The organism is Tsuneonella sp. HG222, from assembly GCF_053819185.1.
On record NZ_JBSOQZ010000001.1, the window covers coordinates 2,050,713 to 2,072,369 of the forward strand.

The 21,657-nt window shown below is 67.9% G+C and carries 24 protein-coding genes and 1 other RNA gene; 18 read left to right on the plus strand and 7 right to left on the minus strand.

Annotated features, from left to right (window positions below):
• The first annotated feature begins 6 nt into the window (after positions 1 to 6).
• The 5 genes from rsmA (at position 7) to ACWPMZ_RS10385 (ending at position 4,744) form a co-directional block, all read left to right on the plus strand.
• Positions 7 to 831 carry a 16S rRNA (adenine(1518)-N(6)/adenine(1519)-N(6))-dimethyltransferase RsmA gene (gene rsmA, locus ACWPMZ_RS10365; RefSeq protein WP_455703930.1) on the plus strand — a complete coding sequence of 275 codons (825 nt, stop codon included), beginning with the start codon at positions 7 to 9 and terminating at the stop codon, positions 829 to 831.
• Positions 832 to 877: 46 nt separating this feature from the next.
• Complete coding sequence (locus tag ACWPMZ_RS10370) at positions 878 to 2,089, plus strand: hydrolase (protein WP_455703931.1); 1,212 nt, start codon at positions 878 to 880, stop codon at positions 2,087 to 2,089.
• The gene (locus ACWPMZ_RS10375) at positions 2,086 to 3,102 is read left to right on the plus strand and encodes an arginine N-succinyltransferase (RefSeq protein WP_455703932.1); all 1,017 of its coding nucleotides are present in this window, start codon (positions 2,086 to 2,088) and stop codon (positions 3,100 to 3,102) included. The genes ACWPMZ_RS10370 and ACWPMZ_RS10375 overlap by 4 nt, the downstream gene beginning before the upstream one ends.
• On the plus strand, positions 3,099 to 4,346 hold the full coding sequence (locus tag ACWPMZ_RS10380) for an N-succinylarginine dihydrolase (protein WP_455703933.1): 1,248 nt from the start codon (positions 3,099 to 3,101) through the stop codon (positions 4,344 to 4,346). The genes ACWPMZ_RS10375 and ACWPMZ_RS10380 overlap by 4 nt, the downstream gene beginning before the upstream one ends.
• Before the next feature lie 116 nt (positions 4,347 to 4,462).
• On the plus strand, positions 4,463 to 4,744 hold the full coding sequence (locus ACWPMZ_RS10385; RefSeq protein WP_455703934.1) for a hypothetical protein: 282 nt from the start codon (positions 4,463 to 4,465) through the stop codon (positions 4,742 to 4,744).
• Between the two features lie 54 nt (positions 4,745 to 4,798).
• On the opposite strand, the gene ssrA is transcribed toward ACWPMZ_RS10385, so the two are convergent.
• Positions 4,799 to 5,147, minus strand: a transfer-messenger RNA (tmRNA) gene (ssrA, locus tag ACWPMZ_RS10390).
• A gap of 19 nt (positions 5,148 to 5,166) precedes the next feature.
• A complete protein-coding gene (gene mscL, locus ACWPMZ_RS10395; RefSeq protein ID WP_455703935.1) occupies positions 5,167 to 5,580 on the minus strand; it encodes a large conductance mechanosensitive channel protein MscL in 414 nt (137 codons plus the stop codon).
• A 148-nt stretch (positions 5,581 to 5,728) separates the two neighbouring features.
• Between mscL and ACWPMZ_RS10400 the strand changes: the two genes are divergently transcribed.
• From ACWPMZ_RS10400 to ACWPMZ_RS10445, 10 genes are all read left to right on the plus strand, one after another.
• On the plus strand, positions 5,729 to 6,403 hold the full coding sequence (locus tag ACWPMZ_RS10400) for a LemA family protein (protein ID WP_455703936.1): 675 nt from the start codon (positions 5,729 to 5,731) through the stop codon (positions 6,401 to 6,403).
• Between the two features lie 23 nt (positions 6,404 to 6,426).
• Positions 6,427 to 7,269, plus strand: coding sequence for a TPM domain-containing protein (locus ACWPMZ_RS10405; protein WP_455703937.1), 843 nt, complete (start codon positions 6,427 to 6,429; stop codon positions 7,267 to 7,269).
• Positions 7,270 to 7,305: 36 nt separating this feature from the next.
• Complete coding sequence (locus ACWPMZ_RS10410; RefSeq protein ID WP_455703938.1) at positions 7,306 to 7,947, plus strand: TPM domain-containing protein; 642 nt, start codon at positions 7,306 to 7,308, stop codon at positions 7,945 to 7,947.
• A 58-nt stretch (positions 7,948 to 8,005) separates the two neighbouring features.
• Entirely contained in the window at positions 8,006 to 8,518 is a 513-nt protein-coding gene (locus ACWPMZ_RS10415) for an NUDIX hydrolase (RefSeq protein WP_455704191.1), read from the plus strand.
• The gene (locus ACWPMZ_RS10420) at positions 8,515 to 9,438 is read left to right on the plus strand and encodes a ketopantoate reductase family protein (RefSeq protein ID WP_455703939.1); all 924 of its coding nucleotides are present in this window, start codon (positions 8,515 to 8,517) and stop codon (positions 9,436 to 9,438) included. The genes ACWPMZ_RS10415 and ACWPMZ_RS10420 overlap by 4 nt, the downstream gene beginning before the upstream one ends.
• A gap of 62 nt (positions 9,439 to 9,500) precedes the next feature.
• Positions 9,501 to 10,337 (plus strand): beta-etherase, encoded by an 837-nt coding sequence (locus ACWPMZ_RS10425; protein WP_455703940.1) that lies wholly within the window; start codon positions 9,501 to 9,503, stop codon positions 10,335 to 10,337.
• 1 nt (position 10,338) lies between these two features.
• Positions 10,339 to 11,307 (plus strand): 2-hydroxyacid dehydrogenase, encoded by a 969-nt coding sequence (locus ACWPMZ_RS10430; RefSeq protein WP_455703941.1) that lies wholly within the window; start codon positions 10,339 to 10,341, stop codon positions 11,305 to 11,307.
• A complete protein-coding gene (locus tag ACWPMZ_RS10435; RefSeq protein WP_455703942.1) occupies positions 11,304 to 12,164 on the plus strand; it encodes a kinase in 861 nt (286 codons plus the stop codon). Before ACWPMZ_RS10430 ends, ACWPMZ_RS10435 begins: the two co-directional genes overlap by 4 nt.
• Positions 12,165 to 12,208: 44 nt before the next feature.
• Positions 12,209 to 12,679, plus strand: a complete 471-nt coding sequence (locus ACWPMZ_RS10440) for a (2Fe-2S)-binding protein (RefSeq protein ID WP_455703943.1) — start codon at positions 12,209 to 12,211, stop codon at positions 12,677 to 12,679.
• Positions 12,672 to 14,888: a molybdopterin cofactor-binding domain-containing protein gene (locus ACWPMZ_RS10445; protein ID WP_455703944.1), complete on the plus strand. Its 2,217-nt coding sequence runs from the start codon at positions 12,672 to 12,674 to the stop codon at positions 14,886 to 14,888. Before ACWPMZ_RS10440 ends, ACWPMZ_RS10445 begins: the two co-directional genes overlap by 8 nt.
• On the opposite strand, the gene ACWPMZ_RS10450 is transcribed toward ACWPMZ_RS10445, so the two are convergent.
• Positions 14,885 to 15,463 (minus strand): nucleotidyltransferase family protein, encoded by a 579-nt coding sequence (locus tag ACWPMZ_RS10450; protein WP_455703945.1) that lies wholly within the window; start codon positions 15,461 to 15,463, stop codon positions 14,885 to 14,887. The genes ACWPMZ_RS10445 and ACWPMZ_RS10450 overlap by 4 nt on opposite strands.
• Complete coding sequence (locus tag ACWPMZ_RS10455; protein ID WP_455703946.1) at positions 15,460 to 16,308, minus strand: XdhC family protein; 849 nt, start codon at positions 16,306 to 16,308, stop codon at positions 15,460 to 15,462. The genes ACWPMZ_RS10450 and ACWPMZ_RS10455 overlap by 4 nt, the downstream gene beginning before the upstream one ends.
• A gap of 98 nt (positions 16,309 to 16,406) precedes the next feature.
• Between ACWPMZ_RS10455 and hmgA the strand changes: the two genes are divergently transcribed.
• The 3 genes from hmgA to maiA are packed head-to-tail and all read left to right on the plus strand — an operon-like array spanning position 16,407 to position 19,608.
• Positions 16,407 to 17,681, plus strand: coding sequence for a homogentisate 1,2-dioxygenase (gene hmgA / locus ACWPMZ_RS10460; RefSeq protein WP_455703947.1), 1,275 nt, complete (start codon positions 16,407 to 16,409; stop codon positions 17,679 to 17,681).
• Positions 17,678 to 18,970 carry a fumarylacetoacetase gene (gene fahA / locus ACWPMZ_RS10465; RefSeq protein WP_455703948.1) on the plus strand — a complete coding sequence of 431 codons (1,293 nt, stop codon included), beginning with the start codon at positions 17,678 to 17,680 and terminating at the stop codon, positions 18,968 to 18,970. Before hmgA ends, fahA begins: the two co-directional genes overlap by 4 nt.
• A complete protein-coding gene (maiA, locus tag ACWPMZ_RS10470) occupies positions 18,967 to 19,608 on the plus strand; it encodes a maleylacetoacetate isomerase (RefSeq protein WP_455703949.1) in 642 nt (213 codons plus the stop codon). The genes fahA and maiA overlap by 4 nt, the downstream gene beginning before the upstream one ends.
• Here the strand turns inward: maiA and eda are convergent.
• From eda to ACWPMZ_RS10485, 3 genes are read right to left on the minus strand one after another with little or no spacing between them, the layout of a single operon-like run.
• Entirely contained in the window at positions 19,605 to 20,216 is a 612-nt protein-coding gene (gene eda, locus ACWPMZ_RS10475) for a bifunctional 4-hydroxy-2-oxoglutarate aldolase/2-dehydro-3-deoxy-phosphogluconate aldolase (protein WP_455703950.1), read from the minus strand. The two genes, maiA and eda, sit on opposite strands and share 4 nt — an antisense overlap.
• On the minus strand, positions 20,213 to 21,190 hold the full coding sequence (locus ACWPMZ_RS10480; RefSeq protein ID WP_455703951.1) for an NAD(P)H-dependent flavin oxidoreductase: 978 nt from the start codon (positions 21,188 to 21,190) through the stop codon (positions 20,213 to 20,215). Before ACWPMZ_RS10480 ends, eda begins: the two co-directional genes overlap by 4 nt.
• Positions 21,187 to 21,543: an ArsR/SmtB family transcription factor gene (locus ACWPMZ_RS10485; RefSeq protein ID WP_455703952.1), complete on the minus strand. Its 357-nt coding sequence runs from the start codon at positions 21,541 to 21,543 to the stop codon at positions 21,187 to 21,189. Before ACWPMZ_RS10485 ends, ACWPMZ_RS10480 begins: the two co-directional genes overlap by 4 nt.
• Positions 21,544 to 21,657: the final 114 nt, after the last annotated feature.

Consider the following 21,657-nt stretch of genomic DNA (forward strand, 5'->3'; position numbering starts at 1 on the left):
GCCCGGATGACCTCGCCGCCCCTCCCTCCCCTGCGCGAAGTGATCTCGCGGCACGGCCTGTCGGCCTCCAAGGCGCTGGGGCAGAACTTCCTGTTCGACGAACAGTTGCTCGCCCGCATCGCCGCGATTCCCGGCTCGCTCGAAGATCGGGCGGTTCTGGAGGTCGGGCCGGGACCCGGCGGCCTGACCCGCGCCTTGCTCAGGGCCGGCGCGCGGGTGACCGCGATCGAGATGGATCGCCGCTGCCTGCCCGCGCTGGCAGAACTGGCCGAGGCCTTCCCCGGCCGTTTGCGGGTGATCGAGGGCGATGCGCTCAAGCTCGACCATGCCGAGCTGATGGGCGAGCCCTTCGCGGTCCTCTCCAACCTGCCGTACAACGTGGGCACCGCGCTGTTCGTCCGCTGGCTCGGCGGGCAGGCTTGGCCGCCCGTCTGGACTTCGCTGACGCTGATGTTCCAGCAGGAGGTCGCCCAGCGCATCGTCGCGCTGCCCGGCTCGGACGCCTACGGGCGCCTGGCGGTGCTCGCCCAGTGGCGCAGCGCCGCGCGGCTGGCGATGAAGGTCCACCGCAGCGCCTTCACCCCGCCGCCCAAGGTGATGAGCGCAATCGTCCACGTGACGCCGGATACCATGCCGGCGGGCGTCGCAGCCGCGATGCTGGAGCGGGTGACCGAAGCGGCATTCGGCCAGCGGCGCAAGATGCTCCGGCAGTCGATGAAGGGGCTGGACGGGGCGATCCAGGCGCTCGATTCGCTCGGCATCGACACGGCGCGGCGGGCGGAAACGCTGTCGGTGGCCGAATTCGTCGCAATCGCCCGCGCATTGTCCTGACCGCCGGGGTTGGCCGCCGCCGCCGGGCTCGCTACGGTGGTTGCAGATGAAACAGCTTTCACCCACCGAACGCGCGCTCGCCGACGAGGTGGACCAGGCCGCCATGCTGTCCCAGGTCGAACGCTGGAGCGCGACCAACACCGGCACCACGAACCTCGCCGGGCTGGCCACGCAGGCCGCCACGCTGGCCGACGCTTTCGCCGCCTTGCCTGGCGATGTCGAACTGCTCGACCCCGCCCCCGTCACCGCCATGGACGCGCAAGGCCGCGAGACCGAACTGAAGCACGGCCGCCATCTGGTCGTGCGGGTGCGCCCGGGGGCCGAGCGGCGCCTGCTGCTGACCGGGCACATGGACACGGTCTACCCAGCCGATCATCCCTTCCAGCAGGGGAGGTGGCTCGATGCCGACACGTTCAACGCGCCCGGTTCAGCGGACATGAAGGGGGGAATCGCGACGATCCTCCACGCGCTGGCCGCGTTCGAGCGAACGCAAGCCGCCGCGCGGATCGGCTACGACGTGATGGTCAATTCGGACGAGGAAACCGGCTCGCTGTCCTCCGCCCCGCTGATCGCCGCGCTGGCGCAAGGCAAGTACGCGGCCCTGACCTACGAGCCATCGGCCCTGCCCGACGGGACGCTGGCCCACGCGCGCGGCGGCAGCGGCAACTACTCGCTCGCGGTGACTGGCCGCTCCGCCCACGCCGGCCGCAATCCGCAGGACGGCCGCAACGCGCTCGTCGCCGCCGCCGCGCTGGCCGTGGCGCTCAAGGCGATGGATCACGCAGATCTTTCGGTGAACCCGGCGCGGATCGACGGCGGATCGGCCAACAACGTGGTGCCCGACAATGCCGTGCTGCGCTTCAACATCCGCCCCCGGACGACGGCAGCAGCGGAACGGTTTGCGCGCGACCTGGGCGCACTTTGTGATGAAATCATCGCCTCGCACGATGTCGAAATTCGTCGCCACGGCGGCATTACCCGCCCGCCCAAGCCGGTCGATGCGCGCGCCCAGGCGCTGTTCGATCTGGTCGCCGACACGTCCGAGGCGCTGGGCCGGCCGGTCGGCTGGCAGAGCTCGGGCGGGGTCTGCGACGGCAACAACATCGCGGCCTGCGGCGTGCCGGTGGTCGATACGATGGGCGTGCGCGGAGGCAGCATCCATTCGCCCGGCGAGTACATGATCGCCAGCTCGCTGTCGGAGCGGGCGGCGCTCTCGGCGGTCCTGCTGCACCGCCTGGCGACGGGGGACAGCCTGTGACGTTCGTGATCCGCGCGGCGCACGAGGACGACCTCGAAGCGCTGTACGAAATGGCCAAGAGCACCGGCGGCGGGTTCACCAATCTGCCGCCCGACCGCGACGCGCTGGGCGCCAAGCTGGAGCGGTCGGCCCAGTCCTTCGCCCGCGACGAGGACGATCTGGCCGACGAGCTGTTCGTCTTCATGCTGGAGAATACCGCCACCGGCGAAGTGCGCGGATCCTGCCAGATCATGAGCCAGGTCGGTCAGCGCTGGCCGTTCTACTCCTATCGCCTCAACACCCTGTCGCAGCACTCGCGCGAGCTCGACCGCACAGTCCGCGCCGAACTGCTGAGCCTGGTGACCGACCTCGAAGGATCGAGCGAAGTCGGGGGCCTGTTCCTCCACCCGGCCGAGCGGTCGGGCGGCAAGGGCATGCTGCTGGCGCGCAGCCGCTACCTGTTCATCGCCATGCACCGCCTGCGCTTTGCCGAGCGCGTGCTGGCCGAACTGCGCGGGATCATCGACGAGCGCGGCGGATCGCCTTTCTGGGACGGGGTGGCGGGGCGCTTCTTCGGCATGACCTTCCAGGATGCCGACTATTTCAACGCCATCAACGGCAACCAGTTCATCGCCGACCTGATGCCCAAGCACCCGGTCTACGTCGCAATGCTGAGCGACGAGGCGAAGAAGGTCATCGGGTTGCCTCACCCGACCGGTCGGGCGGCGATGAAGATGCTGGAGAACGAAGGCTTCAGCCACGAGGGGTACGTCGACATCTTCGACGGGGGCCCGACGATGACCGCGCGCACCGGGAAGGTCCGCTCGATCCGCGAGGCGCGCCCTGCGCAGGTCAGCGGCACGCAGCTCGACATCGGCGAGCGGGCGATCCTGGCGACAGGCAAGCTCGCGACCTTCCGCTGCTGCTACGGCCGGCGCGACCTGGCGCCCGAAGGCGGCATCGTGATCGACGAGGCGGCGGCGCGGGCACTCGGCGCGGATCACGGTGGCGAGGTGTGGAGCGTCGCGCGGTGAGCCTCGTCGAGATCAACTTCGACGGGATCGTGGGCCCGAGCCACAACTTCGCCGGCCTCAGCCTGGGCAACCTTGCCGCGACCGCTCATGCCGGCGAGGTGTCGCACCCGCTGGCCGCCGCCCTGCAGGGGCTGGCAAAGATGCGCGCGAACATGGCGCTCGGCTTGCCGCAGGGGTTCTTCGTGCCGCTGCCCCGCCCCAGCCGGCGCTGGCTAAAGGACACGGCGGCCGACGGGACCGACGCGGCGCTGGTCGCGGGAGCCTGGTCGGCCAGCGCAATGTGGACCGCCAATGCCGCGACCGTCAGCCCCGCTCCGGATACCGCCGACGGGCGCTGCCACCTGACCGTCGCCAACCTGGTGACCATGCCCCATCGCAGCCACGAGTGGCCCGACACGCTTGCCCAGCTCAGGCTGATCTTCGCGGATTCGCGGCATTTCGCGGTCCACGGGCCGGTGCCATCCACCTTCGGCGACGAGGGCGCGGCCAACCACATGCGCCTGGCCGGCACACACGGCGAAGCGGGGGTCGAAATTTTCGTCCACGGGCGCGGCGGCGGGCCGTTCCCTGCGCGCCAGCACGAACAGGCCGGCCGCATCGTCGCCCGCCGCCACGGCCTGGACCCGGCGAAGGTCCTGCACATCGAGCAAAGCCCCGAGGCGATCGCCGCCGGGGCGTTCCACAACGATGTGGTGGCCGTCGCCAACGAGCGCGTGCTGCTATGCCACGAGCAGGCCTTTGCCCGCCCGGAAATGACCTACGCCGCCATTCGCGCCGCGTTTCCCGCTGTCGAGATCATCGAGGTACCGGTAACCGCCATTCCGTTAGAAGAGGCCATCTCCTCCTATCTGTTCAACGGCCAGTTGATCACCCTGCCCAATGGCGAAATGGCGCTCGTGGTGCCCGAGGAATGCCGCGAGAACCGCGCGGTGTGGCGCTGGTGCGAGTCGCTGGTCGCTGGCAACGGTCCGGTCCGCAGGATCGCCCCGGTCGACGTGCGGCAGTCGATGGCCAACGGCGGCGGCCCGGCCTGCCTGCGACTGCGTGTGGTGGCCGACCCTGCGAACGTGGACCCGCGCTTCCTGCTCGATGAGCCGAAAGCCGATCGCATCGAAACGATCGTGGCCGCGCACTGGCCCGAGGAAATCGACCCTTCCAGCCTCGGGGACGAAGGGCTGGAGCGGTCGGTCGTCACCGCACGCGCAGCCCTGCTCGCCGAACTGGACTTGCCCGAACTGGCCTGAATCGGGACTGTCGGGAGCCTTTACAAGCTTCGCGCGCTTAACCGTCGTAACCGGCGGAATTCCGGGGCTGGCACGCAGCTTGCTCCGAGTCGCGTTAAGGAAGGCAAAGAGAGTTCATGCTGCGCAACCTGGGCCGACTGTTCACGATCAAAACGCGCTGGGAAGCGTTCCTGATCATCTATGCCCTGGCGCTGGGTGCCACGACCCGTGGCGCGCACTATCTCGAAGTCTATCCCGGCGTCGGCGGTTGGCTGCTGTTCTTCGCCTGCACCGGCGCTGTGTTCATGGCCGGAGGCAAGATCCTCGACTGCCTGAGGCACGAGGCCGCAGCCCGACCCGGCGCCCTGCCCGCACCCGTCGCGGCCAACGACCAGCAGCGCGAAAAGCGCGCGGCATAACCTGGCGAATGGAAATGGGTGGGGGATTCTGTTGCTAGGCTCCCCCGGGCCCCCGGTTTCCGATTCTGTTACCCGGTTCGGTCCGAACCGTGCTCTAACATTGTAAGATCAGGCCGTTAGGCCTTCAGATTACGCCGCGAGAGCAAGTGCTTCGTTATCGTTGGCACTTGTGGGTTTTTGAGCCTTATGCGGGTTACTCAGCCCGGGCGAAAACAATGCCTTTCAACACACGTCGATCCTGGTTCGGCCCCGTCAGGAAACCCTGCCGAAGCAGGATTTTATGGTGGAGCCGCCGGGTACTGCCCCCGGGTCCGCTGTGCCTATTGCACACTGCAATTCATCGCCATCTCCGACCGAAGCCGGCACCGACCCATATAGGCGATGCCGGCTTAATGTGAAGTGACTGCGATGACGCGCGTGCGTCAGGGGCGTTTCCGCAGCTCGTCGCGGATTTCCGCTAGCAGCTCGGTCTCGCTCGGGCCGGCGGGGCCCTCTTCCTTCTTGGGCATCGCGCGGTTGGCCGCCTTGACCAGCTGGAAGATCACGAAGGCCAGGATGAAGAAGTTGATGACGACCGACACGAAGCTGCCCCAGGCCAGCACGTTGGCCCCGGCGGCACGCGCCGCCTCTAGGGACGTGCCCGGCGCGACTTCGCCCGACAGGACGAAAAACTTATCGGAAAAATCCATCCCGCCGAAGATTGCCCCGATGACCGGCATGATCAGGTCGTCGGTCAGCGAGGTGACGATCTTGCCGAACGCCGCGCCGATAATCACCGCGACGGCAAGGTCGAGCACGTTGCCCTTGTTGATGAAAGCCTTGAATTCCGACCACATGGCCTGGTCCCTCCGTAATGCGAACCTGCCGAAAGCCTGCCACCGGCGAATCGAGGCGACAAGTCCCGCGAGTTCGATATGAACGCCTTGAACGCCGCCGGGCGTGTGCTATCTAAACAATACACTTGCTCGAGGAGGAGCTGAGCGAATGAACGGTTTGACTTTCACCCGCATCGCACGCGGCGCATTCGTTGCCTTGGGAGCTCTTGCCCTGTCGGCCTGCGGCATCAATTCGGTGCCCACGAAGGAAGAGGCCGCCAAGGCTCAGTGGGGCAATGTCGAAACCGCGCTTCAACGGCGTGCGGACCTGATTCCGAACCTCGTTTCGGTCGTGCGCGGCGCTGCGGCGTCCGAACGGCAGATTTTGACGGAAGTGACCCAGGCGCGCGCCGATGCGACGCGGATCACCGTCGGTCCCGAACAGCTTAGCGATCCCGACGCAATGGCGCGCCTTGCTGAAGCCCAATCGCGCCTGACGGTGACCCTTCAGCGCCTGCAGGAAGCGTATCCCGAATTGCAGAGCCAACCGCGCTTTGCCGACCTGATGGTCGCGCTCGACGAGGCGAACAACCTGATCAACACCGAACGCGTGAGGTACAACGACGCGGCGCGCGATTATAACACCGAGATCCGCACCTTCCCCGCGACGATCGCAGCGAACGTTATCTACGGCGCCGATCCGTTGCAGTATTTCGAAGCCGACGAAGCGTCGCGCGCCAATCCCGATGTCGACCTCGAGAACATCGGGGGCACGCCGGCCGCAGCCCCCGCGGCCACGAACGACAACGCCGAGGACAGTGTCCCGGCCGCGGCTGCGAACTGAGCGGGGTCGTCCGGAACGCTTCGGTGAACGGCGCCCGATTTGTCCTGCGTCGCCTGCTCGCGCTGGTCGGCCTGTTGTGGCTCGCTGTCGCGGCGCAGGCGCAGGCACAGGATTTTCCGCCCCGTCCGGCCGGGCCGATCTACGACGGCGCCAACATCATCTCGGCCGGCACCGAGGCGCAGCTCGATGCCCGTCTGCGTGACTACAATCGTGAGACGGGCCGTGCCCTGATTATCGCTACCGTCCCTAGCCTGGATGGCGCCAGCCTGGAGCAATATGCGACTGGCCTCTATGCCGATTGGGGCATTGGCGGTGCGGGGCGCGACCAGGGATTATTGCTGCTGATCGCACGCGACGATCGCAAAATTCGCATCGAAGTCGGCTACGGACTCCATCCGTATTTTGGCGGGATCATGGCCGGCCGGGTCATTCGCGACGACATCACGCCGCGCTTCAAGCAAAACGATTACGACGGTGGGATCGTTGCCGGGATCGACGCGATTACCGCCCACCTTGCCAAGAGCCCCGAGGAAGCGGCAGCGATCGCGGAAGCGGCCGAGGCCGCCGAGGCGCAAGAAGGCACCGGCGGCTTTCCGATCGGTGTGCTGGTTTGGCCCGCTATCCTGTTTTTCTTCTTCGTCCTGCCAATGCTCGGCCGAGTTCGCGGCCGCCGTTACCGTGGAAGCGGAGTGGCGGGTGCGGTTGGCGAAGTGCTCCTATGGACGGCCGTCAATGCGGCGATGAACGGCGGACGCGACTCCGGGGGTAGCTTCGGCGGCTTCGGCGGCGGTGGTGGTGGCGGTGGCGGTTTCGGAGGTTTCGGCGGCGGAATGTCCGGGGGCGGCGGCGCGAGCGGGAGCTGGTAGTTGGGGGCCCATCTGACAACCGAGGAGCACCGGCGGGTGAGCGACGCGGTCGCAGCCGCCGAAGCGCACACTGCAGGCGAGATCGTCACTGTCGTGGCGGATCGGTCCGATGGCTATTCGGACGTTGCCTTCGGGTGGTCGGCCTTGGCTGCTTTCACGGCGCTGGCTGTGTTCGCGGTCTTTCCGCAATTCGTCCTCAGCAAGGTGGATTGGTTCGTCGGTGGCTGGACCCATGAGTGGTCCGATCGCGAACTCTTGGGGATCGCGACGGCGCTCGCGATCACGAAGTTTCTTGCCGTTTGGCTCGTGCAACTGTGGCAGCCGCTCAAATTTGCCCTGGTGCCAGCTTCGATCAAGACGGCCCGGGCGCTCTCGCGTGCGATCGATCTTTTCAAGGTCGGTGCGGAGCGGCGTACGCACGGCCGCACCGGCATCCTCATCTACCTTTCGATGAAGGAACACCGCGCGGAGATCGTCGCCGACGAAGCGATAACCTCGAAAGTGCCGGCGGAAATCTGGGGTGAGGCAATGGCTGCGATGCTGGTGCACATCAAGGATGGCCGGGTTTCCGATGGCATGATCGCAGCGGTCGAAAAGGTCGGCACGGTCCTCGCGGAGCACTTCCCGCGCCACGAGGACGACGTGAACGAGTTGCCAGACCGGCTGATCGAACTCTAGACGCTGCGGCGTGACCGATGCGCCGCTTCCGCCCGATTCCGACAAACCCGAAGAAACCATGTGGCAGGGCCGCTTCATCGCCGTCCGGCGGCGGGGCCGGTGGGAGTATGTTGGGCGAGCGCGCGGGATCCGGGCGGCGGTCATCCTGGCGGTCGAGGCGGGTGAGATCGTGCTGGTCGAGCAGTACCGCGTCCCGCTCGGCCGGTTCTGCATCGAACTGCCCGCCGGGCTGATCGGCGACGATGACGGCGGCGAGGACGAAGACGTCTTCGCCGCGGCCGAACGCGAACTGCTGGAAGAAACCGGCTTTGCCGCCGCACGCTGGGAGGATCTGGGCGAGTACGCTTCGTCCCCCGGCATGGTCAGCGAGACGTTCACCCTGCTGCGGGCCAGCGGGCTGACCCGGGTCGGCGATGGCGGCGGGGTCGCCGGAGAAGGCATCGTGGTGCACCGGGTGGCGCTGGCTGCGCTCGAGGATTTCATCGCCCGGCGCCGCGCGGCGGGGGCGATGATCGACGTGCGCTTGCTGATGGTGCTGGGCGCGCGAATGATCGAGGAGAGCGAGGCATGAAGGTCGCGGTTCTGGGCGCGGGGGCGATGGGCTGCCTCTATGGCGCGGCACTGCACCGCGGCGGGGCCGAGGTGACGCTGGTCGACACCAACGCCGAGCACCTCGCGGCCCTGCAGCAGCGCGGGCTGGAGCTGGAACGGCGCAGCGGCACCGAGATGCTGCCCATCCCCGCCTGCCTGCCGGATGAGCTGGACGGGCCGCAGGACCTCGTCCTCGTCTTCACCAAGACTTTCGTCACCGACGCCGCGCTGGCGGGCATCGCCCGGGCCATCGGGCCCGGCACCCGCCTGCTCAGCCTGCAGAACGGGCTCGGCAACGACCGCCGGCTGACCGCGCATGCCGACGAGGCGCGCGTCCTGGTCGGCGTCAGCTCGCTGCCCTCGGATCTCGTCGGGCCAGGCCGCGTTCGCAGCCATGGCGAGGGCGGGACCAGGCTCTACCCAGCGTTCGGGGCCGACGGTGGCTTTGCCGAGGAAGTCGCGGCCCTGCTCACCCGCGGCGGACTTTCCGCCATGGCCGACCCGGCAATCCACGAGGCGGTCTGGTCGAAGGCGATCTTCAACGCGGCGATGAACCCGCTATGCGCGCTGACCCGCCGCACGCCGGGCTTCCTCGGCTCGCACGAGGAGAGCCGGGCGATGATCCGCCAGGCGGTCGAGGAAGGCGTCGCCGCCGCGCATGCCAACGGCGTCATGGTCGGTGCGCAGGCGATCCATGACCTGACCGGCGTTTCGGTCACCGACCATGCCGACCACGAAGCCTCGATGCTGCAGGACGTGAAGGCCGGCCGCCGGACCGAGGTAGATGCGATCAACGGAGCACTCGTCGAGGCCGCGCGGGCCAAGGGCGTGGCGGTGCCGCTGCTCGAGACGCTGTGGCGGCTGGTCAAGCTGGAGGAAGCGAAACTGGCAGGGGAATAGGGCCTTCCCTTTTACCCGCCCGCGCCATACCGTCCGGACAAAATCAACGGGACGAGGACGGCATGGCCGAGAACGACACGATCACCTTCTACGACCTGCAACTCGCCAGCGGCTGCACGATCAGCCCGTTCGTCTGGGCGACGAAATTTGCAGTGGCACACAAGGGGTTCGACATGGACATCGTGCCCGGCGGTTTCACCGGCATCATGGAACGCACCGGCGGCAAGACCGAACGCGTTCCCGCGATCGTCGACGACGGGGACTGGGTGCTCGATAGCTGGGGCATCGTCGAATACCTCGACGCCAAGTACCCCGACCGGCCGATGCTTATCCCGCACGAGAGCACCGCGGCGCTGACCAAGGCGCTCGACGCATGGTTTTGGCCCACGGCGGTGGGGCCGTGGATGCGTTGCTTCTGCGCCGACTACCGCGACCTGTCGCTGCCGCAGGACCACGACTACGTCACCAAGAGCCGCGAGATCATGCTCGGCAAGACGCTGGAGGACATGCAGTCCGGCCGCGAGGACCGCCTGCCCGGCATCTCCGCCGCGCTCGAGCCGCTGCGCATGGCGCTGCGCGAGCACGACTGGCTTGGCGGCAGCAGCCCGAACTACGCCGACTACCGGATCATCGGCGGCATCCTGTTCACCGCCTCGGTCTGCCGCATCCCGGCGCTGGCGGAGGACGACCCGCTGCGCGACTGGATCGAGCGGGTCCGCGGCCTGTTCGGCGGACTGGGTTATCACGAGGGCCTGCAGGACCTCTACGGCCTGCAGCAGCGCGAGCAGGACCCGCCGCTGTTCATGAAGCCCGACCCTACCGGAGGCGGCATCTTCAAGCGCAACACCGGCCCGGCGAGCACGCAGGGCGAAACGCAAAAGATCACGAAGACCGCCTGACGTGTCCGGCCCGCGCGTCCTCCTCACCCGCCGCTGGCCGGAAGCGGTCGAACGGGCAATGCAGGCCCGCTTCGAGACGGTCCTGAACGACGGCGACCGCCCGCTCAGCCAGGCCGATCTCGCCCGCGCCATGTCGAATTTCGACGTCGTTTGCCCGACGGTTTCCGACAGAATCGACGCCGATGTCATCGCCTGGGCCTCGCGCGCGAAGCTGCTGGCGAATTACGGTGTCGGCTTCGACCACATCGCCGTCGCCGCCGCCGAAGAGGCCGGCATTGCGGTGACCAATACCCCCGGCGTGCTGACCGACGCGACCGCCGACATCGCGCTGACCCTGCTGCTGATGGCCGCGCGCCGGGCCGGCGAAGGCGAGCGCGAGCTGCGCGCCGGCCGATGGAGCGGCTGGCGGCCGACGCATCTCGTCGGGTCCTCGCTCAAGGGCAAGCGCCTCGGCGTCGTCGGCTTCGGCCGCATCGGCATCGCCACCGCGCGCCGCGCCCATCACGGCTTCGGCATGGACATCGCCTACTACGCCCGCCGCCCGGCCGATCCTGCGGTGGTGGAGGAACTCGGCGCCGCCTGGTTCACCGATCTGCACGACCTGCTGGCGAGTTGCCACTTCGTCTCGCTGCACATCCCCGGCGGCGCGCAGACCGCGAACCTGATCGACGCGGCCGCCATCGCCGCGATGCGGCCCGGCAGCTACCTGATCAACACCGCGCGCGGAGGGATCGTCGATCACTCCGCGCTGGCCGAGGCGCTGGCCAGCGGCCATCTCGCCGGCGCCGGTCTCGACGTCTACCCGGCCGAACCGCAGGTGCCGCCCGAGCTGCTCGGGCTGGAGAACGTCGTGCTGCTGCCGCACCTGGGCAGCGCGACGCAGGAAACGCGCACCGCGATGGGCGAAAAGGCGATGGCCAACGTCGTCGCCTGGGCCGAAGGCCGCGACCTGCCGGACCGGGTGGTGTGATCGACGCCCTGATCGCGGCAGAGCGTCTGCCCGCAAGCTACCGCGCGGTGGCCGAAGAGTACTGGCAGCCCCTTACGAAGACCATCGCAGCCAGCGGGGCCCGCATCGTCGGCATCAACGGCGCGCAGGGGTCGGGCAAATCCACCGCCTGCCGCTTCCTCGAGCCGTTGCTCGCCGCGCAAGGCCTGGCCGCGGTAACCCTGTCGCTCGACGATCTCTACCTGACCCGTGCCGAGCGCGAGGTGCTGGCCCGCGACCACCACCCCCTGTTCCGCACCCGCGGCGTGCCCGGCACGCACGACGTCGCCCTCGGCATGACGCTGCTCGACGACCTGCTGGCCGGGCGACCCGCCGCCCTCCCCCGCTTCGACAAGGCGAGCGACGACCGCGCCCCTGAGCTTCGCCAGATCGATGGCAGGGTCGATGTGGTGCTGTTCGAAGGCTGGTGCGTGGGCGCCGCGCCGCAACCGGCGGCCATGCTGCGCCAGCCGATCAACGTGCTCGAGCGCGAGGAGGACCCGGACGGGACCTGGCGCCGCGAGGTCAACCGGCGCCTCGCCACCGATTACGCCGAACTGTTCGACCGGATCGATCTGCTTGTCATGCTGAAGGTGGCCGATTTCTCCGCCGTGAAGGCCAACCGCGCGCGCCAGGAAGCCAGGCTGGGCGCGGGGCCAGCAGTGATGGACGAGGCCGCGCTCGACCGGTTCGTGATGCATTACGAACGGCTGACGCGATGGCAGCTTGCCGAGATGCCGGACCGCGCGGACATCCTGCTGGAGATAGGGGCGGACCAGAACCCCGTCTCGGCCCAGCCGGCGCTGGGTGGCGCCCTTGGCCCCGGGGGCGAATCGTAGTAGACTGAGTCAAATTGCCAATTGGACGGACTGGGGAATTTTTCATGGCCAAGGTGACCATCAACGGCGAAGCGCGCGATCTCGCCGTTCCCGACGACATGCCGCTGCTCTGGGCGCTGCGCCAGGAACTGGGCATGGTCGGCACCAAGTTCGGCTGCGGGATCGGGGCCTGCGGAGCCTGCACCGTCCACGTGGACGGTGTCGCCACCCGCTCGTGCGCGACCCCGGTGGGCTCGCTCGCCGGCAAGCAGGTGACCACCATCGAACAGCTCGAACAATCCCCGCTGGGCAAGGCGCTGCAGGATGCCTGGCTGAGCGAGGACGTGATGCAGTGCGGCTACTGCCAGGCCGGCCAGCTGATGAGCGCCAGCGCGTTGCTCGCCAAGAATTCCGATCCGAGCGAGGAGGACGTGGACCGCGCGATGCAGGGCAACATCTGCCGCTGCGCCTGCTACCACCGGATCCGGTCCGCCATCCAGATTGCGGCCAAGAACGTGGAGACGGCCGATGTCTGATCTGGCCGCAAAGACCAATCTCTCGCGCCGCACCCTGCTCAAGTCCGGCGCGCTCGCCGGCGGCGGGCTGTTCCTTTCGGCCACGATCCCCGGCATCGCCCGCGCGGCGACCGGCGGCGCGGTGACGCCGATCAACGCCTTCATCTCCATCACGCCCGACAACAAGATCACCATCGTCGGCAAGAACCCGGAATGCGGCCAGGGCATCAAGACGATGCTGCCCATGCTGATCGCCGAGGAGCTCGATGCCGACTGGGATGCGATCGAGATCGTCCAGGGCGACCTCGACCCCAAGTTCGGTCCGCAATTCGCCGGCGGCAGCTTCGCCACCCCGATGAACTGGATGCCGATGCGCCAGGTCGGCGCGGCGGCACGCGCGATGCTGGTCGAAGCGGCCGGCGTGAAGCTCAAGGTCGCGCCGTCCTCGCTCACCACCAGCAAGGGCGTGATCACCGATCCGGTCAGCGGCCGCAAGGTGACCTATGGCGAAGTGGCTGACATCGCCGCCGCCATCCCGGCCCCAGCACCCGAGCGGGTTCAGCTCAAGAAGGACGCGGACTTCACGATCATCGGCCGCGCGATCGGCGGGATCGACAGCCCCAAGGTGGTGCGCGGCGAGCCGATCTTCGGCCTCGACACCCAGCTTCCGGGCCTGAAATACGCCGCCTTCGAACGCGCCCCGGTGTTCGGTGCAACGCTCGTCTCGGCCGATCTCGCCGCGGTGAAGGCGATGCCGGGCATCGAGGATGCCTTCATCGTCAAGGCCGACAACCTGGCCGACGGCGTGGTCGACGGCGTGGCGATCATTGCCAGCAACTGGTGGCTCGCCAACCAGGCCCGTGCCAGCCTCAACGCCCAGTGGGACACCGGCAAGTGGGCCAGCCATTCGACCGCGGGCTACGACGCGAAGGCGAAGGAACTGCTCGCCGGCGAGGCCGCGACCTCGCTCAAGAACGAAGGCGACGTTGGCGGGGCCTTCGCGGGCGCTGCCAAGACGCTCGAGGCGGACTATGCCTACCCGTTCCTCGCGCACGCCCCGATGGAACCACAGAACTGCACCGCGCTGTTCAAGGACGGCACGCTGGAAATGTGGGCCCCCACTCAGAACCCCACGCCGGGCGCCGCCGGTTCGGCCAAGGCTGCGGGCATCGCGCCCGACAAGGTCAAGGTCCACATCACCCGCATGGGTGGCGGCTTCGGTCGCCGGCTGACGAACGACTTCATGTACCAGGCGGCAGCTATCGCGGCGAAGAAGCCCGGCGTGCCGATCCAGCTGATCTGGAGCCGCGAGGACGACACGCGCAGCGACTTCTACCGGCCGGCAGGCTGGCACCGCATGAAGGCGGCGCTGGATGCCAACGGCAAGCTGACCGCGCTCGACAATCACTTCGTCACCTTCGCCAATTCCGAAGGCAAGGTGCCGATGGAAGCCTCGATGACGCCCGACGAATTCCCCGCCAGGTACGTGCCCAACGTGCGGCTGGGCCAGTCGACGATCGAGACGCGCGTGCCGACCGGGCCGTTGCGGGCCCCGCGCTCCAACGCGCTGAGCTTCGTCTACCAGGGCTTCCTCGACGAGATCGCCATGGCGCAGGGCCGCGACCTGCCGAGCCTCATCCTCGAACTGGCCGAAGGCCAGCGCAAGGAGCCGGATTCGCGCGGCGGTCCCTTCGGTCCGCAGCCGGGGTTCGATCCGGCGCGGGTCGCGGGCGTCGTGCGTAAGGCGGTGGAGATGTCCAACTTCAGCGCCCCCGTCGGCGAACGGCGCGGCAAGGGCTTCGGCTTCTACTACAGCCACCTGGGCTATTTCGCCGAAGTGATTGAGATCTCCGTGTCCGACAGCGGCCAGGTAACCCCGCACCATGTGTGGGTGGCGGGCGATGTCGGGCGGCACATCATCAACCCCTTCGGCGCGCTCAACCAGGTGCGCGGGTCGATCATCGACGGCATCGGCCAGGCGCTGCAACTGGCGGTTGAGATCAAGGACGGCGCGGTCGTGCAGTCCAACTTCCACGACTACCCGTTGCCGCGCATGCAGATGGTCCCGCCGATCGACGTCGAGTGGGTCAAGTCGGACGTCGAGCCCACGGGCCTGGGCGAGCCGGCCCTGCCGCCGATCATCCCGGCGCTGACCAACGCGATCTTTGCCGCCACCGGCACGCGCGTGCGCAGCCTGCCGATCGACCGCAAGGCGCTGGCCAAGGCCTAAGGCCGGACGCGCGCCTGCAGAATTGCCGCGATGTCGGCCAGGTCCCCGGGCCGGTCGACATCGCGCAATTCCTGCGCCGTTGCTTCGACCAGCCGCAAGCCGGATTGGGCCGCCAGCAACGCGCCCGCACCGCTATCCGCTACACAGGCCGCGAGAGCGCTCAGCATCGACGCGGGAAAGCACGCCGGAACGCCCGGCCGCCCGCTCGGATAGCGCACCGCGGCCGGCAGGCTCCCTTCCGCCAAGTCCCGCAGCGTGGCGGCGGTGACGAGCGGCATGTCGGCCAGCGTGAGCAGGAGCGCACCGGCGCGGCGTTCGATCGCCCAGCGCGCCGCCGCTGCGACCGAGGTGCCCAGCCCTTCGTGCGCTTCGGGATTGGTTATCGTGGCAGTCCCGACGGCAAACGCGGGCGCCGCAGCACCGACGACCAGCGCGACCTCGCTGCCGGTTTCGAGCGCCGCATCGAGCGCCCACCGACCCAGCGGCTTTCCCGCGCATTCGGCATCGAGCTTCGCCCCGCCGAACCGCTCGCCCCGTCCAGCGGCGAGCACCGCGATCAGCAGGCCACCAGTCACCGGTGCGGGTGCAACGCTTCATAGGCGGCAATCACTTCCGCCAGGACGGAGAGCGCGAGCACGCGGGCGTCGCGCGCTTGGGGAATGAGCCCGACCGGACTGTGAATCCGCGCCAGTTCGGCCTCGCCATGCCCGGCCGCGCGCAGCCGCTCGATCCGCGCCGCACGGGCCGGCGCCCCGCCCTGCGCGCCGATCAGGAAGGCCGGGGTCATCAGCGCCCACTCGAGCAGCGCGTGCTCCCACTCGTGATCGTGGAACAGCAGCAACACGGCCGTCCAGGGATCGACCGCGATGCCTTCCGGCGCCCTACCCAGTTCCAGGCCGTCGCCCGCCTCGCGCCATTCGACGGCGACGCCCTGCGCCTCGCACAATGCGACGAGCGCGGAACACTCCGCCCCGGCGCCGAGCAGAACCAGGCGCGGAACCGGGATGAAGTGCCTGTCGGGCAAAAACTCTGGCGCTTGGTTCGCCGGCAGTCCGACCGGCAGGACCGCCTCCTCGCGCCTTTCGAGGCAATCGAGGCAGGCCCTCAACGTGGCCGCATCGGGGGCCGGATCGATCCAGATGTCGAGCCCCGCGCCGCACGGCAGGCGAAAGTCGACGAACGGCGAACCCTGCCCGTAGCGCAGCAGGCGGGGCGCATTTTCCTTCATCGCGTCAACGGCTTGCAGCGCCAATTCGGCATCGAGGCACTTGTCGGCCATGTCGCCGACCCGCGATCCGTCGGCCCCGACCGCAAGCTGCGTCCCGACCCGGCGAGAGAAGCTCCCGTCGATCCCCACGATGGTGCACAGTGCCGCGCCGCCCTCGGCCGCCCGCGCCAGCGCCAGATGATCGGCAGACAAACTCCCATCCATCCGCGCGGTGTGCCGGGAGCGGATGCCGCCCGCAACGGTTGATTTGGTGCCGCGCCCGGCTTATCCGGCATGCAGGAGATAGTTTCATGAAAAACTATATGACCGGGTTCGGCAATCATTTCGCCAGCGAGGCCGTCGAAGGCGCGCTCCCGGTCGGCCGCAACAGTCCGCAGCGCCCCGCTTTCGGGCTTTATGCCGAGCAATTCTCCACCACCGCCTTCACGGCCCCGCGCGCGGCCAACCGGAGGACTTGGCTCTACCGGATGCGTCCATTGGCCGATCACGCGCCTTTTTCGCTTCTGGGATGGGACGAGCGTCTCGCCTTCGCCGAACCTGTGAGCCCCAACCGCTTGCGCTGGGACCCCCTGCCGATCGACGAGCGGATGGATTGGCTCGAGGGGATGGCCGCTTTCGCAGGCAATGGCGACGTCGGCATCGGGTCCGGTCTGGCGATCTACCTGTACGCAGCGGGGCGTTCGATGGACCGACGCGTGCTGCAGGTTAGTGACGGCGAGTTGCTGATTGTCCCGCAGCAGGGCACCCTGATGATCACCACTGAAATGGGCCGAATGGCTGTGCCCCCCGGGCACATCGCGGTGATCCCCCGCGGCCTGCGGTTTTCAGTCGCTCTTGACGGGCCGAGCCGCGGCTACGTCTGCGAGAATTACGGCGCGCCGTTCCAGTTGCCCGACCTCGGGCCGATCGGGTCGAACGGGCTGGCCAATCCGCGCGACTTCGAGACTCCGGTGGCGTGGTTCGAAGACGTCGAAGAAGAGCACGAGATCATCCAGAAATTCCAGGGAAACCTCTGGCGCACGGTGGTAGATCATTCACCCTTCGACGTGGTAGCCTGGCACGGCAACTCGGTGCCCTATCGCTACGATCTGGAGCGGTTCAACACCATCGGCACGGTGAGTTTCGACCATCCCGATCCGTCGATTTTCACCGTCCTGACCTCGCCCGGGGAGACCCACGGCACCGCCAATTGTGACTTCGTCATCTTCCCGCCGCGCTGGATGGTGGGCGAGGACACGTTCCGCCCGCCGTGGTTCCACCGCAACGTCATGAGCGAGTTCATGGGCCTGATCCGGGGCGTCTACGACGCCAAGGAAGGCGGCGGTTTCGCACCCGGCGGCGCCAGCCTGCACAACCAGATGAACGGCCACGGCCCCGACGCGGCAAGCACCCGCCGCGCGATGGAAGCGAAGCTCGAACCGGTGAAGCTCGACGAGACCCTCGCTTTCATGTTCGAAAGCCGCTGGGTCATCCGGCCGACCCGCGCGGCGATGGAACTTCCCGGGTTGCAGGCGGATTACGACGAATGCTGGCACGGTTTCGAAAAGGCTGAACTCCCCAAGTGATCGATCTCGACCATACCCACGACGCTGCTGCCTCTTCCTGGGTGGAGGGTGCCGACGACCACCCGTGGTTTCCCGTGCAAAACCTGCCGCTGGGCATATTCTCCACCGGCGACGGGCTCCCGCGCGGCGGCATGGCCATCGGCCGCTACGTGCTGGACCTGGCGCCGATCGCCGAACACTTCACCTTTATCGCAAGGGAAGCGGCGATGCTTGCGGGGGGGAGCACGCTCAACGCGCTGTTTGCCGGCGGCAACGCGGCGGCGGACGCCCTGCGCATCGCCGTCTTCGACCTGCTGACCGATGGCACGAGCGAAAACGAGGTGGCGCCCCACCTCATTCCCGTCGGTGAGTGCAAACTGCATCTGCCGTTCGCCATCGGCGACTACACCGACTTTTACACCGGCATCCATCACGCCGAGAACGTCGGCAAACAGTTCCGGCCCGACAACCCGCTGCTGCCCAACTACAAGTACGTGCCGATCGGCTACCATGGCCGGGCCAGTTCCATCCGGCCGAGCGGCGAGACGTTCCGGCGGCCGAGCGGCCAGCGCAAGGCGCCCGATGCCGACGCCCCTGTCTACGGTCCCAGCCAACGGCTCGATTACGAGATGGAAATGGCGATCTGGGCCAGCGGCTCCAACGAACTCGGCAGCACGGTCGAGATCGCCGAGGCGGCCGATCATATCGCCGGGCTCGGCATTCTGAACGACTGGTCGGCGCGCGATCTGCAGGCCTGGGAATACCAGCCGCTCGGCCCGTTCCTCGCCAAGAACTTCTTCTCCACCGTGTCGCCGTGGGTGGTCACCAGCGCAGCCCTTGCGCCCTACCGGATCCCCCAGGCGCGGCGCCCGGATGGCGACCCCGCTCCCCTGCCCTACCTTTACGACGAGGCTGATCAGGCGACAGGTGCGTTCGCCATCGAGATGGATGTGGCGATCCAGACGGCAGCCATGCGCCAGGCCGGCATCCCGCCACACCGGCTGACCCGGGGGCCGATGAGCGCCATGTACTGGACCGCAGCACAACTCGTCGCGCACCACACCGCCAACGGCTGCAATCTCCAGCCCGGCGATCTGCTCGGCACTGGAACCCTGTCGAGCGAGAGCCCGGATACCTTCGGAAGTCTGCTCGAGTTGTCCGAAGGCGGCAAAAGCCCGCTCAAGCTGCCGAACGGCGAAAGCCGCACTTTCCTGGAGGATGGCGACGAGATCGTCATGACCGCACAAGCGGTGCGCGACGGGTTTAGGACGATCGGTTTCGGCGAGTGCCGCGGGCGGGTCGCAGGGTGAGCGACCTCGTCCTCCACGGATTTTACGGATCGGGCACCAGCTATCGCACGCGGATCGCGCTCAACGTCAAGGGTGTCCCCTATCGCCAGGAGCCGGTCGATCTCAGGAGCGGCGGGCAAAAATCGGACCGGTTCCTTGCCCTCAACCCGCAAGGTCTGGTGCCGGCCCTCGAATGCGATGACGGGGTGCTGACCCAGTCGTCCGCCATCATCGAATGGCTGGACGAGCGGTATCCCGATCCGCCGCTTCTGCCGCCGAACCGGGCCGATCGCGCCGTCGCCCGCTCGATGGCGATGGCGGTGGCGTGCGACATCCATCCGCTCAACAACCTTCGCGTGCGCAAATACCTGCAGCACGAATACGGGCAGGACGCCGCCGGGATCGACGCCTGGTCGCAGACCTGGATCCGCGCCGGTTTCGATGCGCTGGAGGTGATGATCGATCGCCACGGCGGACGGTTCGCTTTCGGCGACACGCTGACCACGGTCGATTGCCACCTCGTCCCGCAGGTCTATTCGGCCGAGCGCTTCAACGTCGACTGCAGCCCTTGGCCGGAATTGATGCGCGTGGTGGGCAACGCCCGGGCCGAACCGGCTGTCGCCGCCGCCCATCCCGATGTGCAGCCCGACGCCCCCTAGGCCAGCGTAGCCGCCCGGCGAGCGGTGGCCTCGACCTCCGCGAAATCGAGCTTTCCGCGCGGCGCAAGCCACGAGCCGCCGACGCAGAGGACTTGGTCGAGCGCCAGCCACTCAGGTGCCGTCGCCTCTGTGATGCCCCCGGTGGGACAGAAGCGAACGTCGCCGAATACCGCCGCGAGCGCCTTGAGCGCCGGCAGTCCTCCGGATGCGGTCGCAGGGAAGAACTTAAAGTGCGACAGCCCCAGATCCAATCCGCGCATGATGTCGCCCGCGTTGGCCGTTCCGGGGAGGAAGGGCACGCCGCGCGAAACGGCCGTCCTGCCAAGCTGCTCGGTCAGTCCCGGAGAAACGATGAACTCGCTCCCGGCGGAAATCGCGGTTTCAAGCTGTGCCGGGTTGAGCACCGTCCCGGCCCCGACGATCGCGCCGGGAACCTGTTTCATCGCCCGGATGGCGTCGATCGCGGCGGGAGTGCGCAGGGTGACTTCCAGGACCCGCAGCCCCCCGGCCACCAGCGCCTCGGCCAGCGGAACCGCATCGGTCGCATCCTCGATGACCAGCACCGGGATGACGGGCGCCGTCCGCATGATGGAGCCGATATCGCTCATTGACGAAGGCTCGCTGGGATCTTGCTCTCAAGCGCGGCGAGCGCTGCGGTATATTCTGTCTCCAGCCGCGCTATGTAGTCGGCCGCCGGCATGACCGCGTCGATCGGCCCGATGCCCTGGCCGCAACCCCAGATGTCTTTCCAGGCCTTCGTACCCGCGCCTGCGAAGTCCATCGTCGACAGGTCGCCCTGCGGCAGGTTGTCGGGGTCCATCCCCGCCGCCTCGATCGAGGGCTTGAGGTAATTGCCGTGCACCCCGGTGAACAGATTGGAATAGACGATCTGATCCGCCGCGGAATCCACCACGCACCGCTTGTACGCCTCGCTCGCCCGCGCCTCCTCGGTAGCGATGAACGGCGAGCCGATATAGGCGAAGTCGGCACCCATCGCCTGCGCAGCCAGGATCGAGCTGCCGGTGGCGATCGAGCCCGACAAGGCGACCGGCCCGTCGAACCATGCACGCGTCTCCTGGACGAGCGCGAAGGGCGATTGCGCACCGGCGTGCCCTCCGGCCCCGGCCGCGACGAGGATCAGGCCATCGGCCCCCTTTTCGATCGCCTTGTGCGCGAAGCGCTGGTTGATCACGTCGTGCAGCGTGATGCCGCCCCAGCCGTGGACCGCCTGGTTCAGGTCCTCGCGCGCGCCGAGCGAGGTGATGACCAGCGGAACCTTGTACTTGGCGCAAACCGTTAGGTCGGCTTCGAGCCGGTCGTTGGACCGGTGGACGATCTGATTGACCGCAAAGGGGGCGGCGGGTCGTTCCGGATTGTGGCGGTCCCAGCTCGCCAGCGCCTCGGTTATCTCGGCCAGCCATTCGTCGAGCTGGCTCGCGGGGCGGGCGTTGAGGGCGGGAAACGAACCCACGATCCCCGCCTTGCACTGCGCGATCACCAGTTCCGGCACGGAGATGATGAACAGGGGGGCGCCGATCACCGGCAGGCGGAGCGACCGAGCGAGCGTGTCCGGCCGGATCATGCCTTCCGCTCGCGCAGCATGGCGGGCGCGAAGATTTCGCACAGGGTGGCAAGAAGGCGCAGGGTATCGGGGTCGTCTATCCGGTAGAAGATCGTCTGCGCGTCACGCCTGGTCGCCAGGAGGCCGGCTTCCCGCATTCTTGCCAGATGCTGCGAGGTTGCCGACTGCGCCAGCCCGGCGGCTTCGGCCAGCGGCGTTACCGCGCACTCGCCTTCCAGCAGCTTGCACAGGATCAGCAGGCGCTGCTCGTTTGCCAGTTGCTTGAGCAGGGTCGAGGCGCGCTTGGCGCTCTCGCGAAGCGTTTCGACCGAGATGGTGTCGACCGGCTCGGTGAGGACCAGAACTTCGCTCATCGCAGGGACGCTATGCAGATTTTACCGGCCGGCGCAAATGGCGCGGGCCCGCCTCTGGGCACAGTTTCCGCAGCGTTCGTCACAAACGAGTCACATGCCCGAAGCAAGGTCGCC